Origin of the sequence: Amycolatopsis kentuckyensis (assembly GCF_002155975.1) — a bacterium.
Lineage (GTDB): Bacteria > Actinomycetota > Actinomycetes > Mycobacteriales > Pseudonocardiaceae > Amycolatopsis > Amycolatopsis kentuckyensis.
This window is the reverse complement of record NZ_MUMI01000402.1, coordinates 1-15,940: the sequence shown is the minus strand read 5'-3', so window position 1 is coordinate 15,940 and position 15,940 is coordinate 1. Positions and strand designations below refer to the sequence as shown.

Genomic DNA, 15,940 nt, shown 5'->3' with positions numbered 1-15,940 from the left:
CCCGGCGCGGTCGCCGCCGTCGTTGGTCATCGCCCAGCCGGGCAGCACGGCGTGGATGTGGTCGCGGTCGGCGAGGGCGTCGGACAGCCGCCGCAGCACCACGACCCCGGCACCCGAGCCGAACCCGGCCCCGTCGGCGGCCGCGTCGAACGACCGGCAGCGGCCGTCCGGCGAAGCCATGCCACCCGCCCGGTAACGCGGCCAGGTGACGCTGACGCCACCGGCGATCGCCAGGTCGCAGCGGTATTCCGCGAGGCTCTGGGCGGCCAGCCCGACCGCGGCGAGCGAGCTCGAACAGGCACTTTGCACGGCCACCGCGGGCCCGGTCAGGCCCAGCCGGTACGCGACCTGGCCGGGCAGGTGGTCGGCCAGCTGGCGGCCGAGCAGCCGGCCCTCCCAGTCGTCGGGGTCGACGTCGCCGGTGACGGCCGGGTTCCCGAACAGGTGGAACAGGAAGTACCGGTTGACCCCGGCCGAGGTGAACACGCCCACCGGGCCGTGTTCCCGCGCCGGGTCGCGGCCCGCGTCCTCCAGCGCCCGCCACGCCGTCTCCAGGAAGAGGCGGTGCTGCGGGTCGGTCAGCGCGGCCTCCTCGTCGGTGAACCCGAAGAACCCGGCGTCGAAGTCCTCGACCCCGTCGAGCCGGCCGCCGGCCCGCACGTGCGCGGGGTCGGCCCGCAGGCCCGGGCCGATGCCGAGCGCGGCCAGCTCGTCGTCGGTGTAGTCGTGGATCGCGTCGGCCCCCGCGCAAAGGTTCCACCAGAACGCACCGGCGTCGGGCGCACCGGGGAACCGGCAGGCGAGCCCGACGACGGCGATCAGGTCGCTGCCGGGTTCGTCCGCGTCCCGTTCCTCCGGGCCGGTCCCCGGATCGTCCGAAGCGGACCGGTCGAGGTAGGCGGCCTGCGCCGCGACCGTCGGGTGCTCCAGCAGGCCCAGCAGCGGGACGTCGGCCCCGAACTCGGCGGCCAGCCGCTGCTGGACCCGGCCCAGCAGCAGGGAGTGGCCGCCGACGTCGAAGAACGCGTCCGTGGTGCCGATCCGGTCGTGCCCGAGCACGGCGCACCAGATCGCGTGCACCCGGCGCTCGGCCGGCGTCATCGGCCCGGTCTCGACGGGCGCGGCCGGCCGCGGATCGGGAAGCGCTTCCTCGTCGAGCTTGCCGCTGACGGTGAGCGGGAAGGCCGCGACCACGGTCACGGCGCCGGGTACCGCGTGCCCGGGCAGCACCTCGGCGAGTGCGGCCCGCAGCGCCGTCCCGTCCGGCCGCGCTCCCGCCGCCGGGACGACGTAGGCGAGCAGTTCGCCGTCGCGGACGATGGCGCGCGCTTCGGCGACTTCGGGCCGCTCGCCGAGCCGGGCCTCGATCTCGGTGAGTTCGATCCGGAACCCGCGCACCTTGACCTGCCGGTCCAGCCGGCCGAGGCAGACGAGGTTCCCGTCGGGCAGGACCCGGCCGAGGTCGCCGGTGCGGTAGCTGCGGACGCCGTCGGCGGTGGTGCCGAAGGCCGGGCCCGGCTGGTCGAAGTAGCCGTCGACCAGGTACTCGCCGCTGATTTCGAGCTCACCGCCGTCGAGCACGGTGAGCGTGTAGCCCGGCAGCGCGGTCCCGATCGGGAGGGGGCCGGTGGCGTGGTCGTCGACGTCCGCGGCGGTCAGCCGGTACTGCGCGGCGAAGGTGACTTCGGTCGCGCCGTAGCCGTTGACGAACACGCAGCCGGGCGCGAACCGGCCGCGGCGGACGTCGGCGTAGGTGGCCTGCTCGCCGCCGAGCAGGACGGTCCGCACCGAGGGCAGGTCCCCGTCGAGGGCGTCGAGCAGGTAGCGGTAGACCGTGGGCGTCGAGTGGTAGACGGTCACCTGGTGCCGCGCGAGTGCGCGGGCGGCGTGGGCCACCCCGTGGGCGCGGACGTCGACCGGCACGACGGTGGCGCCGGTCAGCAGCGCCGGGTAGAGGTCGGGGATGGCCGCGTCGAAGCCGAAGGAGGCCAGCAGGCTGACCCGGTCGTCGCCGGTGATGCCGAGCGTGGCGATCTGGTTGTCGACCACGTGCAGCAGGTTGCGGTGGGTCTGCGCGACCGCCTTCGGCGTCCCGGTGGAGCCGGAGGTGAACAGCACGTAGGCCGGCGCGTCCGGGTCCGGATCGGGCACCGGCAGCGGCGCGGTGTCCGGTTCGGACCCGACCACCCGGGCGGTCCCGGTGCGGCACAGGGCTTCCGCCAGTTCGAGGTGCTCGGGATCGGCCAGCACGGCCGACACCCGGGCGGCGGCGACCTGGTGGGCGAGCCGGTCCCGCGGGAAGGTCGGGTCCAGCGGGACGTAGGCGCAGCCCGCGGCCAGCGTGCCGAGGATCGCGGAGATGGCGGCGGTGCCGTGCCCGGTGACCAGGCCGACGAACTCCCCCGGCCGCACCCCGGCGTCGAGCAGCCGCGCGGCCTGCCCCCCGGCCAGTTCGGCCAGCCTGCCGTAGCTCACCGCCAGGTGGCCATCGAGGACCGCGACCCGCTCGGGCGAAGACCCGGCGATTTCCGCGAAACGTCTGAGAAATCCGGCTTGCCTCATCGCCGGCCGCAGGCCCCCGACGGCGAATGGGCGCGCGGAAACCACGGCGGTGACGTCGACTTCATCTCACTCCCCAGTGCGATTGACGAAGAATCACGCAAGGTTAAAGCGCAGGAGAGCGTCTGGGGATACGTAATCCGCAGAGTTCAGCCGAATGACCTATCGATCCTGGACCAGTCGCAGCAGTTTCCCACGTCATCCACAGCCGAATTACCGCCGATCGCCACTGTGGACAATCGTTCGACTACCGGACGTGATGGCGATTTCGAATCGGTCGGATATTCACCGACAAGCAATTCGCCTGCTTTGTTCCGGCATGGCTGGGGGTGGTGTTTTCACGAAATCGATTCAGCCGCGCGGCGCACGGGTGTCCACACTGGACGCGGACGGCCGCAGCTCGATCACGGCTCAGCTGAGCCGTGCGCGGCCACGCTCGCAACGGCGGCCGGACCGCAACCCGGCCCGCGCCGGGTTCAGCCCGCGTTGGCCAGCAACCCCGACCCCGCCGGCGCACTGCGCATCAGACACCGGTGGCACGGCATCCCCCGCAGCCCGTCCAGCACCTCGGCCTCGCCCGGGAAGATCGACTCCCCGCACAGCGCCGTCAGCCGCTCCGGCACCGGGCCGGTCGGGACGGGGATCAGGTGGCAGACGCGTCTGCTCTCGCCGACGACACCTCGGCGTAGCCGCACCAGTGCGAGCATCCCACCGTTCTCACCCATGCGAGCACGGTAAGCGACATTCAGCTCAGCGGCTTCGTGCCGTCGGCCCAACGATCTTGGGCACCGGTGGTCCCGGACACCAAAGTCACGCCGGGGAGAGCACCGCCGAGCCCAGGCTGCGGCACAGGGCCAGCGCCAGCTCGACGTCCAGCCGCTCGTCGCCGAGGCCTCGGGGCAGCAGCTCCTGGGCCTTGCGGACGCGGTACTGCACCGAGTTCTTGTGCATCGTCAGCTCCGCGGCCGCCGCCGTGTAGCTGCCGCCCGTCGTCAGGAACACCTGGAGCGTCTCGCGCAGGCGGCCGCAGTTCTCGTCGTCGGCGGCCAGCGGGCCGAGGGTGCTCGCGACCCACAGGCGGGCCGCGTTCAGGTCGCTCGTCATCAGCGCCACCGTGCCGACCTCGCGGAAGGTCAGCACGCGGTCGCAGTGCTCTCCGGCCGCCAGCGCCAGCGCGTGCACCCGGCGGGCCTGCTGGTGGGTGTCGCGGAAGCCGGCGACCCCGCTGCCCGGGTCGCCGACGGTCACCCGGACACCGGCTTCGGCGAGCGCCGGGGCAAGGTGCTCGCGGCGGACCGTCGCGCCCGGGGCGAGCGGGAGCCACACCCAGGCGCTGGCCTCGTCGCGCGGCACGAACAGCGGACGCCCCTGCCCGCCGACGCGCTCGCACACCGCGCCCGCGACCGACTCCAGCAACGACAGCGCGTCGTCGACGAAGGCCTCCGACGCGTGCCAGACGATCATCCCCACGTGCGTGCCGCGCAGGCGGTAGCCGATCAGCGCCTCGGCCGCGTCGACGTCGGGCGGGCCGCCGTTGCCGTCGAGCAGGTCCGCCACCTTCGCCGCCCGCGCGGCACTGCGGTTGAGCAGCCAGCGGTCGCGTTCGTCCTGGTAGACGCCGACGAGGTGGCGGACGACCCGGGTGATGAACTCGTAGGCGACCCGCAGCAGCCGGCGCATGATGGCCCCGAGCAGGGCCGCGTCGTCGACCAGCCGGGTGCACTCCTGGAACCCGAAGTCGAGCATCGCGGCCTGCCCGAGGTCGTAGGCCCGGATCAGGTCGAACACCGGCGTGCCGCGCTGCGCCAGCCGGCGCGCGTACTCGATCGCCGCGGCCGGCGGCTCGACGCCGGCCGGGTCGATGCCGTGCCGGAAGATCTGCAGCGCGGTCTCGATGTTCTGGTACACGCTCGACGACAGCAGGCTCACCATGCGCTCGTCGTCGTTGACCAGCTGCGGCAGGTCGGCGGCGTACAGCTGGACCAGTTCACCGGTGAGTTCGCCCGCGCGGTCCGCGAGGGTGGCGGCGATCTGCCGGATGCGCTCCGAGACGACTTCTTCGTCCACCATGGAGCCACCTTAGGGGGTGGCACCTCAAGCTAACCGAGGAACTCGTCGATCATGTCGAACGTCCGGTCCGGAGCCTGCAGCGCCGGCTGGTGCCCGGCGCCCGGAACCACCTCGAACCGGGCGTCGGCGAACCCGGCCGCGTACGCCTTGCCGAACGCCGGCGGGACGACGACGTCGTCTTCACCCCAGATCAGCAGGGCCGGGACCCGGACCCGCGCGAGCCGGCGCAGCAGCTTCGGGTCGGCGATGCCCGGCCCGGCGTAGGCCCGCATCGCGGCCAGGTCGGCCGGATCCGGTCCGGGCGCACCGGGCGGCGGCTGCGGCAGCCGCACCGGGTGTCCCTCGATCTCGGGGCCGATCGCGTCGAGCAGGACGAGCCGGCCGAGACGCCGGCCCCGGTCCCGCACCGCCAGTTCGGCCGCGACCCAGCCGCCGAAGGAACTGCCCACCACGACGACGTCCTCGAGGTCTTCGTCGTCGAGGAGGTCGAGGTAGGCCAGGGCGAGGTCGTCGACGCCGGTGAACGCGTCCGGGCGCGGGGTGCCCGACCAGCCCGGGTGGGTCGGCGCCAGCACGCGGGCACGCGGCGCGAAGTGCTCGACGATCGGGGTGACGCTGCGTGGTCCGGCGCCGCCGTGCAGGACGAGCACGGCGCGGTCGCCGCCGCCGGTGTCGAGGAGCGTGAAATCCATGGGTTTTCCTTCCGTCAGTGCTGTGCGGCGAAGCGCGTCATCTGCTCGACCATCGCGTCGGGCGTGCCCGGGGCGAAGCAAGCTTCGAGGTTGTCCGCCGAGGCCCGCGCGGCTTCTTCCGCACGGGGGAACATCGCGGCTTCGTAGGCCGAGAGAGCGTTTTCGACGTCGTCGTGGTCCGCCAGCGCGAGAGCCAGCTCGGTGGCGTCCAGCATGGCGAGGTTCGCGCCCTCGCCGGCGAACGGCGACATCACGTGCGCGGCGTCGCCGAGCAGGGTCGTGCCCGGCACCCGCGCCCAGCGGTGGCCGACCGGCAGGGCGTGGATCGGCCGCGGGATCAGGGCACCCTCGCTGTCCGCGACCAGAGCCCGCAGTTCCGGGGCGAAGCCGGCGAAGACGTCGAGGAGCCGGCCCCGGTCGGCCAGTCCGGTGGCGGCGGTGGCGTCCCCGGTCCGGACCGCGGCGTAGACCCGGATGCGGCCGCCGCCGGTGCGCTGGGCGATCAGCCCCTTCCCTTCGGCGAGCGCGAACATCGAGCCCGGCCCGACCAGCGCCGCCGCGGCCGGGTGTCGATTGTCCACATCGGACAGGTGCGCTTCCACGAAGGACAGTCCGGAGTAGCTCGGCACCGCGTCCGAAAGCACCGGCCGGACCTTCGACCAGGTGCCGTCCGCGCCGACCACCAGATCCGCTTCGACGACCTCGCCGGTGGCCAGCGTGAGCCGCCCCGGCGACACCGCGGTCACCTTGGCGCCCCAGCGGACGACGCCGTCCGGCAGCGACCCGGCCAGGATCCGCTTGAGCTCGCCGCGGTCGACCTCCGGCCGGGTCCCGCCGCCGGTTTCCTCGTACCGGACCGTGCCGTGGCCGTCGAGGATGCGCAGCGCCTCGCCTTCCTCGCGGACGACGGCGCGGAACTCCGCCGTCAGCCCGGCTTCGGCCAGCGCGCGCCGGCCGGAGTCCTCGTGCAGGTCCAGCGTGCCGCCCTGGTCGCGGGCGGTGGGTGAGGCTTCGAGTTCGCAGACGGTCGCGGGGATCCCGCGGGTGTGCAGGATCTGGGCCAGCGTGAGGCCGCCCAGTCCGCCGCCGACGATCGTGACCGACGGGGTCATCGGGCCTCCCCGGAGCCGGGGCGCGGGGTGGCGAGCGCGCCGTTCAGCAGCGCGTCGAACGCCCACCGCGCGCGGGCGGGGCCGGGGCCGGACACCAGGTCGGTGGCCAGCGCGGCGATGTGCGGGTGCGTCCCCGGCGAGACGCCGGCCAGCGATTCGGTCATCACTTCGTGCTCCCGGGCGGCGCCGGGCCGCTCCCGGCGGCTGCCGTGTTCCACCGCCGTCGCGGTGGCGGTGAGCAGCAGGACGTCGACCGCCCAGGCCGCCTGCCCCGGGGCCATGCCCCCCTCGTCGAGCAGGGCCAGCACCGCCTCGACGAGGGCCAGGTAGTGCGGGCCGCTCAGCCGGGTCACCAGCGCGACCCGGGCCAGGCTCGGGTGCGCGAACAGCACCGACCGGTAGGAGTCCAGCACCGCCCACAGGCGTTCGCGCCAGTCCCCTCCGCCGGTCAGGACGACCTCGGCGAGCAGTTCGTCGAGCACCGCCGCGTGCAGTTCCTCGGTGTCCTTGACGTAGACGTAGAGCGAGGCCGCGCCGGTGTCGAGCTCCTTGGCGAGCCGGCGCATGGTGACGCGCTCGACGCCTTCGGCGCGCATCACCGCGACGGCGGCCGCCACGATCCCCTCGCGCGTCAGCGCGGGCTTCGCCGGACGCTCCCGGCGGTTGTACGTGCTTCCCGGATTCATGCCACCACTGTAGCGAACATGTTCGTCACGAGCACGTTCGGGTCGAACATGTTCGTCCAGCCTCATACCACAGGAATCAACACATCATTCGGGTGCGTCGAATACGACATTCGGATCCACCATTTTGTTAAGTCGTCCGTTAAGCACCCAATCGAAAGATTCGAAAATAATCACGAAACAGCGGACCGGATTATCCCGGCGGTCTGGACCACCGGCGGGAAGATCACCCGTACGGCGGCTTCTCGTTGCGCCACAACGAGGCTGGACCACCGCGATGACCCGGGCACCGTTTTCGAAAGTGCCTTACACGACATTTGGAGCTTGTGGCAACTGTCCACGACCGGTATATCTGGGTGACCTGAATTCGCACGCGGCCGGTCGCACAGCCGGCCGGTTCGATGCCGCCCTCTCCCCGCTCACCGGAGGCACCACCATGCACCGCCTGGACCCGGCCCGCGACCACGTCGTCGGGCTCTACCGCATCGTCATCGGCTTCCTCTTCGCCTGCCACGGCCTCAAGACGCTCTTCGGCCTGTTCGGGGCGAAGTCCACCGCCGCCGTCGGGGCCTGGCCCGGCTGGTGGGCCGCGGTCATCCAGCTCGTCTGCGGCGTGCTCGTCTGCGTCGGCCTCGGCACGCGGGTCGCCGCCTTGCTCGGTTCCGGCTCGATGGCCTACGCGTACTTCGTCGTCCACCTGCCGACCGGCCTGTTCCCGATCCAGAACGGCGGCGAGGCGGCCGCGCTGTTCTGCTGGTCGCTGCTGCTCATCGCGTTCGTCGGCGCCGGCCGCTTCGCCCTGGACAACCTGTCCGTCCGGCAGCGGTCTTCCGAGCCGTCACGAGCGGGCGCCGCGGTCTAGGAGGAGCGCGAGATCCCGACGCCGCTGCGCGCGTCGGGACCGTACTTCGCCAGCTCCGCCGCGAGGTCCAGCCGCCCGGTCGACGCGCCCTTCGCGCGGTCCTCGTCGGTCAGCAGTTCGCGGGGGATGATCCAGACGACCTCGAACTCCAGCCCGCTGGGATCCTTGGCGTACAAGGACTTCGTGGTTCCGTGGTCGGACGAGCCGACCAGTGCGCCCGCTTCGGTGAGCCGGGCGGCGAGCCGCTCGAGGTCCCCGAGCGTGTCGACCTCCCAGGCGAGGTGGTACAGCCCGACCGAGGTGCGCCCGGCCCCGGAATCCGCGGCGTCCGCACCGATCTCGAAGAGGCCGAGGTCGTGGTCGTTGGCCGACCCGGGCGCCCGCAGGAACGCCGCCCCCCGGTGCGCGTCCCCGCCTTCGATGTAGCCGAAGCCGAGCACGTCCCGGTAGAACGCCACGCTTTCGGCCAGGTCCCGGACGTAGAGCACGGCGTGGTTCAGGCGGAAGATCGACATCGGGGCTCCGTGCTGCGCGCAGATCGGTTGAAGTTTCAACTTAATGTTAAGCGCGTGTTCAGCACCGGTCAACCCGCCAGCGCCGCCCCCCACAGCCGGCCGAGCCAGGCCGCGTACCGCTCGTCGGACCACCCGCGCCGCTCCACGAGCTGGTGCCACAGCGTTCCGTCCGTCGTGGACCAGAGCACGTCCCGGCACTCGTCCTCGGAGACCGCCAGCCTGCCGGTGGCCGCGGCGGCCCGGGCGTGCTCGGCCATCGCCGCCAGCCGCTGACCGTCGATCTCGTCGAGCATCGCCGCCGCCGCGGGCTCGCTCGCCGCCGCACCGCGCACGGCCAGGTGCAGCCGCGCGGTCCGCCGCATGACCGCGGTGTTGAAGACGGCGAGCCCGGCGAACCGGGCCCGCAGGTCGGGCTCGGCGAGCAGGGCCCGCAGTTCGGGACGCTCCAGCAGGGGCACGTCCTCGTCGTCCCCGCCCACGGCCACGTCCCAGGCGCGGTGCAGCAACGCCGGCTTGTTCTTGAACGCCGCGTAGACGGTTTCCGGGGCGACCCCGGCCTCGGCGGCGACGTCCACGATGGTCGTCCGGCCGTAACCGCGCGTGACGAACAGGGCGTGCGCGGCACTCAGGATCCGCCGCCGGTTCTCCCGCGCCTGCTCCCGGCGCCGGCTCGAGTCGTACTGGCGCTTGACGGGCCCGCTCATTCGATACATCCTCACTGTATTGAAAACAGCACGACTGTATTGGAGTCATCATGCCAGCACCCACCGACAGTTTCCTGGCCGAGATGCTGCCGCGGCAGATCGCCGCCGAGGAGGCCGTGCACAACGGGGACGCCGGCCCCCGGAGCGAGACCTGGTCCCACACCGATCCGGTGAGCCTTTTTGGCGCCTGGCTGCCGATCCGGACCGGCTGGGCCGACGTCGGCGCAGCGTTCGAGCGCGTCGCGGCCCAGTTCTCCGACTCGCGGGAGTACCGCTTCGAGGTGATCGCCGCGGGCGCGAGCGGCGACCTCGCCTACACCGTCGGCTTCGAGCACAACACCGTGTCGGTCAACGGCGAACCCACGACGTACACCCTGCGCGCCACCCACGTGTACCGGCGCGAAGACGGCGAATGGAAGATCGTCCACCGCCACGGCGACCGGCCGCCGGACGAACCCGTGCCCGGGGAAACACCGACCGGGACCCACTCTCGGTACGTCCGCTGACCGACCGGGCGACAAACCTTCGACACCGCATCGAGGCCCTGGTCAGGGCCGTCGGCGGTTCGTAGGGTGGGTCCACCGCAGGACACCGTGTCAGCTGTCCCGCGGGCGGTGATGCCCCTGGATCCGACCTTTCCCCGAAGCCAAGTCCCGGGGCATCACCGCATCATCCGGCCGATCGTGCCGCCCCTCTTCCCGCCGTACTCGACCCGCGCCACCACCGGACTCGCCTCATTTACATACATACGCCATGTATGTAACCTTGCCGCCATGACGAACCGCAGCGCATCACTGGGCCAGGAGCACCGCGTCCGGCTGCCCGCCGGCGAGGTGCGGTACCACGAGCGGGGCGCCGGCGCCCCGGTGGTGTTCGTGCACGGGGTGCTGACGAACGCCGAGCTGTGGCGGAAGGTCGTCCCCGACGTGGCCGCCGCCGGGTTCCGGTGCCTGGCGCCGGATCTGCCGCTCGGCGCGCACGACCTCCCGATGCGCGCGGACGCCGACCTCTCCCCCACCGGCAACGCCGACGTCATCGCCGACTTCCTCGACGCGCTGGACCTGCGGGACGTCACGCTCGTCGCGAACGACACCGGCGGCGCGCTGACGCAGATCCTGCTCAGCCGCCGCCCCGAGCGGGTCGGCCGCGTCGTGCTCACCCCGTCCGACTGCTTCGAGTACTTCTTCCCGCCGATCTTCAAGGTGCTGCCGCCGCTCGCCCGGATCCCCGGCTCGATGGCGGTGCTCGGGCAGCTGCTGCGGATCCGCGCGCTGTACCCGCTGCCGGTCCTCTTCGGCTGGGTGGTCAAGCGGCCGCTGCCGGACGCCGTCGCGCAGGCCTACCTCTCGCCGCTGCGGAAGTCCGCCGGCGTCCGGCGCGACCTGCGGAAGCTCCTGCGGGAAGTGCACCCGCGGCACACGCTGGCCGCCGCGGAGAAGCTGCGGACCTTCGACCCGTGCTGCTCGTGTGGGCACCGGAGGACAAGCTGTTCCCGATCCGGCTGGCCCACCGGCTCGCCGCCCTGCTGCCGGACGCGAAACTCGTGGAGGTGCCGGACTCCTACACCTTCCTGTCCGAGGACCAGCCCGCGGCGCTGGCCCGCCACGTCGTCGAGTTCGCGGGCGCCATGGCAGATTAGGCGGGTGCGACGTACCCAGCAGGACCGTTCCGCCGGCACGAAGGCCGCCCTGGTCGCCGCCGCGCGCGAACTGTTCGCCGCCCGCGGCTACCAGGCCGTGCCAGCCGACGAAATCACCCGCGCCGCCGGGGTCACCCGCGGCGCGCTGTACCACCACTACGCCGACAAGCAGGGCCTGTTCCGGGCCGTCGTCGAGGAACTGGAACGCGAGCTGACCGAGGAGGTCCGGGTCGCGTTCGCCGCCGGCCCGGACCCTCTTGCCGGCATGCTGCAGGGCCTCGGCGTCTTCCTCGACGCCTGCCTGCGCGAGGAGGTCCGCCGCATTTCGCTCACCGACGCCCCCGCCGTGCTCGGCTGGGACGCCTGGCGCGAGATCGAGGCGGAGTACGGCCTCGGCCTGATCGTCACCGTGCTGGAGCGGGCCAGGGCGGACGGGCTGATCGTCGAGATGCCCGTCCGCGCCCTGGCCCAGCTGGTGCTCAGCGCGGTGATGGAGGCGGCGCGGATGATCGCCGCGGCCGAGGATCCGGCGCGGACGCGCGCCGAGGTCCAGCAGGTCCTCGGTGGCTGGCTCGGCAGCCTGCTGCGGACCTAGCGCGTCCGGTAGGTGCTGAGGATCGCCGGCCCGGCCTGGGTGGCGGAGACCAGGTCGAAGTCGACGGCGTCGGCGAAGAGCCGCCGGCCCGCGCCGGCGACGCTCGGGAAGACCAGCAGGCGGTACTCGTCGACGAGGCCGTGGCGGGCGAGCTCCTGCGCGATCCCGATCGAGCCGATGACGACGACGTCCCGTTCTTCCCGCTGCACCGCTGCGGCGAGATCTCCTTGCAGCAGCACGGAGTTCTGCCAGGCGGACACGTCGTGGAGGGTCCGCGACGCGACGAGCTTGGCCGCGGCGTTGAGCCGGTCGGGGAAGGCGCCCGAGCGGCCGGGCCAGAGCTTCGCGAACAGCTCCCAGGTGGTCCGGCCGAAGAGCAGGACGCCGGTGTCCAGCAGGGACCCGAGCCGGAACTTGTCCCCGGACACCGCCTCCGGGCCGTGCCGGAACGCCCAGCCGCCGGTGGGTGTGCCACCGGAGCCGTCGGGGTCCTCGACGACGCCGTCCAGGGTGGTGAATTCGACGACGGTCACGCTCATGACTGTGCTCCCGGTGTCTCCTCGCCGCGCCCGGGTGGCGCGGCCGCACCGGTACCTACCGGCGGCGGCCGCCGGATTCATCGGCCGCCGCCGGTGGGTTCGCTACGCCGTCACCAGCGACAGGCCGTAGGTCTGCAGGATCTCGTTGACCGGCTGGAACCAGGTCTCGCCGCCGGAGCCGCAGTTGCCCCAGCCACCGGAGGTGACGCCCTGGGCCTGGTCACCGGTGATGAACGAGCCACCGGAGTCGCCGGGCTCGGCGCAGACGTTGGTGCGGGTCATCTGGTAGACCGCGCCCTGGGCGTAGTTGACCGTCTCGTTCTGCCCGAGCACCGTGCCGCAGTGCCAGTGCGTGGTCGAGCCCGAGCGGCACACCGACGTGCCGACCGGTGCGACCCAGGACCCGCGGACGAGCGCGTCGCTCACCGTGCCCCAGCCGAGCACGACCGGCGCGGTCCACCAGCCGCCGCCGATCCGGATGAAGGAATAGTCGTTGCCCGGGAAGGAGGAGCCGGCGAAGGTGCCCATCCACGAGCCGTCCCAGCCGACGACCGAGCTGCCGGTGCCGCCGCAGTGCCCGGCGCTGACGAACCCGCCCTGCACGGAGAAGCCGATCGAGCAGCGGGTGTTGCCGTTGATGTAGTACGGGTCGCCGCCGACGGTGCCGGCCGAGAAGGGCTGTGCGGCCGGTGCGGTCCGGACGGTGACCGGGCCGGCTTCGCGCGCTTTCGCGAGGAAGGCGTCGACGTCGGCACCGTGCGCGCCCGGCTGCACCGTGACCACGACGCTGCCGGCGCGCGGGTCGGTGCGCCAGCCGCTGATGGCGGCCGGGGCCGGTTTCGCCTTGGCCGACGCGTCGATCGCCGCTTTCGCGGCGTCGAGTGCGGCCGCGCTGGTCCGGGCCGCGACGGGTTCGGCCCCGGCCTGCCGGACGGCGGCGGCCGCGGCCGGGTCGGTCACGCCGACGACCAGCTTGCCCTGGGCGGGGTCGAACCACGCCCCGCCGAACGCGGCACCGGCGGCCCGTTGCGCGCCGGGCAGCACCCGGGCGGCGGTCGTTTCCTGGGTGAGCCGGGCCGACGCCTGCGCGGCGGTCAGCCCGAAATCCCGCTGCATGGCGGCGATCAGCCCGGGCGACGCCTGGGCGACGGCGGGGGTGAGGGCGGTCAGGGACGCGGTGAGGACGGCGGCGGCGCTGCCGAGAGTCAGGGCGATTCTTCGACGCATGGGAACTCCTCCAAGGCCGGGGGAAAGAAACACACCGTCCGCAGAGTGTGCGGGCGGGGCCCGCGCCGGGTCCAGATTTGTCCGGTGTTCTGTCCGGAATTCCCCGCTTGCCGTCCACTGTGGATGTTGGAAGATGCCGCTGTGACAAGGGTTTCTACGCGCACGCTGAACGGGCGGACCGGCATCCGGCCGGTCCGCGCCGGGTCACCACCCCTTCTTCGCGGCGTTGCACAAAGGTCTGAACCAAGTAGAACACGGCGCCGGCACGAGGAGCCCGGACGAGAGTCTGCCGGGCACCGGACGTGCCCGGTCGTCCCCCGGCCGCCGTGCTTTCCGGCGCGGAATTCGAATTCCGGGCACGACGCCGCCCGGCCACCGGAAATCGGCGGCCGGGCGGTTCCGTTCCCGAAATCAGATTTCGTCGACCTGGTAGGCGATCACGTGGGCGGGCACGAGCAGCGCACCGGAACACTCCGCGACCGCCGGGCCGAATCCGTAGGGCACCGGAAGACCGGCCACCAGCCAGAACGCGCTGCCGTTCGAGCAGTGCGCGAGAACGCGGTACCCGTAGCCCGCACCGGGAAAGCAGCTGACGGAAACGCCTTGCCCGAACAGGGTCCCGTAGCGCTCGCCGAAGCAGCCGGGTGGCGCGAAATCCCCGGTCGCCGCGGCCGCCGGCACCACCGACAGGCCGAACAGGGAAAACACCGCGATCGCAAAAACCGCGCATTTCCTTCGCATGACCACTCCTCAACGCCGAGAACCCGACATCCCGAGCGTAGAAGTGCGCGAGAATTACCGGCAATTCATCGGGCCAGTGAATCGTCGCGCAGCGCAAAGTCACAGCGCTGCTCCATCCGGGCTAGCCCGCGCCCCTGGACGGATGGCGAATTCCCCGCCGCGGCCCGCCGGCCACCACCGCGTGCTCCGGACGGCTCGATCCGGGGTGGCAGGCGATCGGCGGAACCCGAGCAGATCACCCATCGGCTCCGCCTGGACCACCCTGACCGGCGGGAGTGGTGGCGGCCCGGCTGCGACGATCCTCGACGGGGACCAGGGCACCGGACTCGCTGCACACACCGCCGAACGCATGACACGAGCGGCAGTGCGGCAACCACCCCGGCGAACCGCCGCCGCCCTTCCGCCCTGCGCACCACTCCCCGGCGCCAAACCGTCCGAAAAGGACGGTCAGTGCGCGAAGGCGTTGAGGAACCGGTCCCGGAACGAGTCCATCTTCCAGATCGGTGCCTGCGCGCCCGGGTGCAGGCCGTCCTGCCAGCCCCAGCCGGCGATGCGGTCCAGGACCTTCGGGTCCTTGGCCACGATCGTGATCGGCACGTCGTGGACCGCGCCCTGCGGGGTGACCACCGGGGGCTGGTGGTCGCCGAGGAAGACCAGGACCAGGTTGTCGCCGCCGTACTGCTTGACGAACGAGATCACCGTCTTCAGCGAGTAGTCCGTCGCGTCGCGGTAGGCCTCGCGGATCTTCTCCGGGTCCTTCCAGACCGACTCCGGTGCTTCGCCCGCCGCCGGCTGCGGGGTGAAGATCGAGCCGTCGCCGACCTGGTTCCAGTCGACCAGCCAGGGGCGCGGCGACCAGGGTGCGTGGCTGGAGACGAGGTCGACCTCGGCCATCACCGGCTGCTTCGCGGTGTTCGCGAGCTCCTTGCGCTGCAGCATCGAGAGCGAGAACTGGTCGGGCATGGTCGCGTAGGCGAAGCCCGGCCCGTGGTACCCGATGGAACGGGCGTCGTAGTAGGCGTCCGGGTGGTAGAACTTCTGGCCCTCCGGCCAGTCCTTCGTGTGCGCGGGCACGTCCCAGACCGTCCGCCAGCCCGCCCGCTGGAACGCCCCGCCGAGGGTCAGCCGGTCACTGGCGAGCAGGTCGCTGTACCGCTGCTGGTTGTCGATCCACATCCCCGACTGCACCGTCGAGTGCGCGAGCCAGCTGCCGCCGCCGAACGTCGAGGACGACAGGAACGCGCTCTTCGCGCCGATGCCCGCCGCGCGCAGCTCGGCCGTGCCCGCGTCGAGCGTCGGGCCGATCTTCGCGCCGATGACCGGGTCGTCGAGCGCGACCCGGCCGTAGCTCTCCACGAAGGTCAGCACGACGTTCTTGCCGCGCAGCCCGTTGAGCAGCTGCGCGCCCGGGGTGGCGCGGAACGCGTCGTCGGCGGCCACCTCCCCGAACGGCCGCTGGTCCCGCAGGTCGGCGCCCACCTGGCGCAGGTCGCCGTAGGCCAGCGCGGCGGCGCTCTGCGCGGCGACCGGCTGCCCCGGCGCGAGCTCGACGCCGAACACCGAGGAGACGATCCAGACCACGGCGAGCACGGCCACGACCCGCGTCGCGCCGGTCCGCCGTCCGGCGGCGACGCGGCTGAGCCGCAGCACCGCGAGCACCATCAGCACCACCACGGCCACCGCGAGCAGGCCGGCGCCGATCAGCGCGGCGGTCGTGGCCGCGTTCCCGATCTGCCCCGCCAGGAACTCGACGCCGGCGTGGAAGAAGCTCCAGTCGTAGACCGGGTCGAACGGCTTCTCGAGCGTCGCGTAGAAGCCGGTGTCGAGGGCCTTCATCAGGGTCAGCAACCCGAGCCCCAGCCCGACGAGCACGGCGACGACGCGGCGCGCCCGCGGCGGCAGGACCAGCAGGACCGCGCCGATGACGAGCCCCTCGACGGGCACGCGCACCAGCGCGGCGGCGGAGAACGAGCTGAGGTCGTCCGGGGCGAGGAGCCCGAAC

The 15,940-nt window shown here is 72.5% G+C and carries 15 protein-coding genes and 1 pseudogene; 4 read left to right on the top strand and 12 right to left on the bottom strand.

Features of this window, described 5'->3' with window-relative positions; all coding sequences use genetic code 11:
• The 6 genes from CCN39_RS33450 to CCN39_RS33425 form a co-directional block, all read right to left on the bottom strand.
• On the bottom strand, nt 1-2,562 hold a 2,562-nt coding region (locus CCN39_RS33450), incomplete at its 3' end, for a beta-ketoacyl synthase N-terminal-like domain-containing protein (protein ID WP_086848822.1).
• A 473-nt stretch (nt 2,563-3,035) separates the two neighbouring features.
• Nucleotides 3,036-3,284: a hypothetical protein gene (locus CCN39_RS33445; protein WP_244211112.1), complete on the bottom strand. Its 249-nt coding sequence runs from the start codon at nt 3,282-3,284 to the stop codon at nt 3,036-3,038.
• A gap of 85 nt (nt 3,285-3,369) precedes the next feature.
• Nucleotides 3,370-4,629 (bottom strand): PucR family transcriptional regulator, encoded by a 1,260-nt coding sequence (locus tag CCN39_RS33440; protein ID WP_086848818.1) that lies wholly within the window; start codon nt 4,627-4,629, stop codon nt 3,370-3,372.
• Nucleotides 4,630-4,658: 29 nt separating this feature from the next.
• Entirely contained in the window at nt 4,659-5,321 is a 663-nt protein-coding gene (locus tag CCN39_RS33435; RefSeq protein WP_086848816.1) for an alpha/beta fold hydrolase, read from the bottom strand.
• Between the two features lie 14 nt (nt 5,322-5,335).
• Entirely contained in the window at nt 5,336-6,433 is a 1,098-nt protein-coding gene (locus CCN39_RS33430) for an FAD-dependent oxidoreductase (RefSeq protein ID WP_086848814.1), read from the bottom strand.
• Nucleotides 6,430-7,119: a TetR/AcrR family transcriptional regulator C-terminal domain-containing protein gene (locus tag CCN39_RS33425; protein WP_086848812.1), complete on the bottom strand. Its 690-nt coding sequence runs from the start codon at nt 7,117-7,119 to the stop codon at nt 6,430-6,432. The genes CCN39_RS33430 and CCN39_RS33425 overlap by 4 nt, the downstream gene beginning before the upstream one ends.
• A 433-nt stretch (nt 7,120-7,552) precedes the next feature.
• Between CCN39_RS33425 and CCN39_RS33420 the strand changes: the two genes are divergently transcribed.
• Complete coding sequence (locus CCN39_RS33420; RefSeq protein ID WP_086848810.1) at nt 7,553-7,978, top strand: DoxX family protein; 426 nt, start codon at nt 7,553-7,555, stop codon at nt 7,976-7,978.
• Here CCN39_RS33420 and CCN39_RS33415 read toward each other — a convergent pair.
• Both CCN39_RS33415 and CCN39_RS33410 read right to left on the bottom strand, forming a co-directional pair.
• A complete protein-coding gene (locus CCN39_RS33415) occupies nt 7,975-8,493 on the bottom strand; it encodes a VOC family protein (RefSeq protein WP_086848807.1) in 519 nt (172 codons plus the stop codon). The two genes, CCN39_RS33420 and CCN39_RS33415, sit on opposite strands and share 4 nt — an antisense overlap.
• A 68-nt stretch (nt 8,494-8,561) precedes the next feature.
• Nucleotides 8,562-9,197 (bottom strand): TetR/AcrR family transcriptional regulator, encoded by a 636-nt coding sequence (locus CCN39_RS33410; RefSeq protein ID WP_086848805.1) that lies wholly within the window; start codon nt 9,195-9,197, stop codon nt 8,562-8,564.
• A 50-nt stretch (nt 9,198-9,247) separates the two neighbouring features.
• Between CCN39_RS33410 and CCN39_RS33405 the strand changes: the two genes are divergently transcribed.
• From CCN39_RS33405 to CCN39_RS33395, 3 genes and pseudogenes are all read left to right on the top strand, one after another.
• Complete coding sequence (locus CCN39_RS33405; protein WP_086848803.1) at nt 9,248-9,703, top strand: YybH family protein; 456 nt, start codon at nt 9,248-9,250, stop codon at nt 9,701-9,703.
• A gap of 267 nt (nt 9,704-9,970) precedes the next feature.
• Nucleotides 9,971-10,836: pseudogene (locus tag CCN39_RS33400) on the top strand (alpha/beta fold hydrolase).
• Between the two features lie 4 nt (nt 10,837-10,840).
• Nucleotides 10,841-11,431, top strand: a complete 591-nt coding sequence (locus tag CCN39_RS33395) for a TetR/AcrR family transcriptional regulator (protein WP_086848801.1) — start codon at nt 10,841-10,843, stop codon at nt 11,429-11,431.
• Here the strand turns inward: CCN39_RS33395 and CCN39_RS33390 are convergent.
• From CCN39_RS33390 to CCN39_RS33375, 4 genes are all read right to left on the bottom strand, one after another.
• The gene (locus CCN39_RS33390) at nt 11,428-11,970 is read right to left on the bottom strand and encodes a dihydrofolate reductase family protein (RefSeq protein WP_086848799.1); all 543 of its coding nucleotides are present in this window, start codon (nt 11,968-11,970) and stop codon (nt 11,428-11,430) included. The two genes, CCN39_RS33395 and CCN39_RS33390, sit on opposite strands and share 4 nt — an antisense overlap.
• A 102-nt stretch (nt 11,971-12,072) precedes the next feature.
• Nucleotides 12,073-13,197 carry a S1 family peptidase gene (locus CCN39_RS33385; RefSeq protein ID WP_086848797.1) on the bottom strand — a complete coding sequence of 375 codons (1,125 nt, stop codon included), beginning with the start codon at nt 13,195-13,197 and terminating at the stop codon, nt 12,073-12,075.
• A 411-nt stretch (nt 13,198-13,608) separates the two neighbouring features.
• Nucleotides 13,609-13,938, bottom strand: coding sequence for a hypothetical protein (locus tag CCN39_RS33380; RefSeq protein WP_244211111.1), 330 nt, complete (start codon nt 13,936-13,938; stop codon nt 13,609-13,611).
• A gap of 447 nt (nt 13,939-14,385) precedes the next feature.
• Nucleotides 14,386-15,940 (bottom strand): alkaline phosphatase family protein (locus tag CCN39_RS33375; protein WP_086848792.1); only part of this gene is annotated, 1,555 nt, incomplete at its 5' end.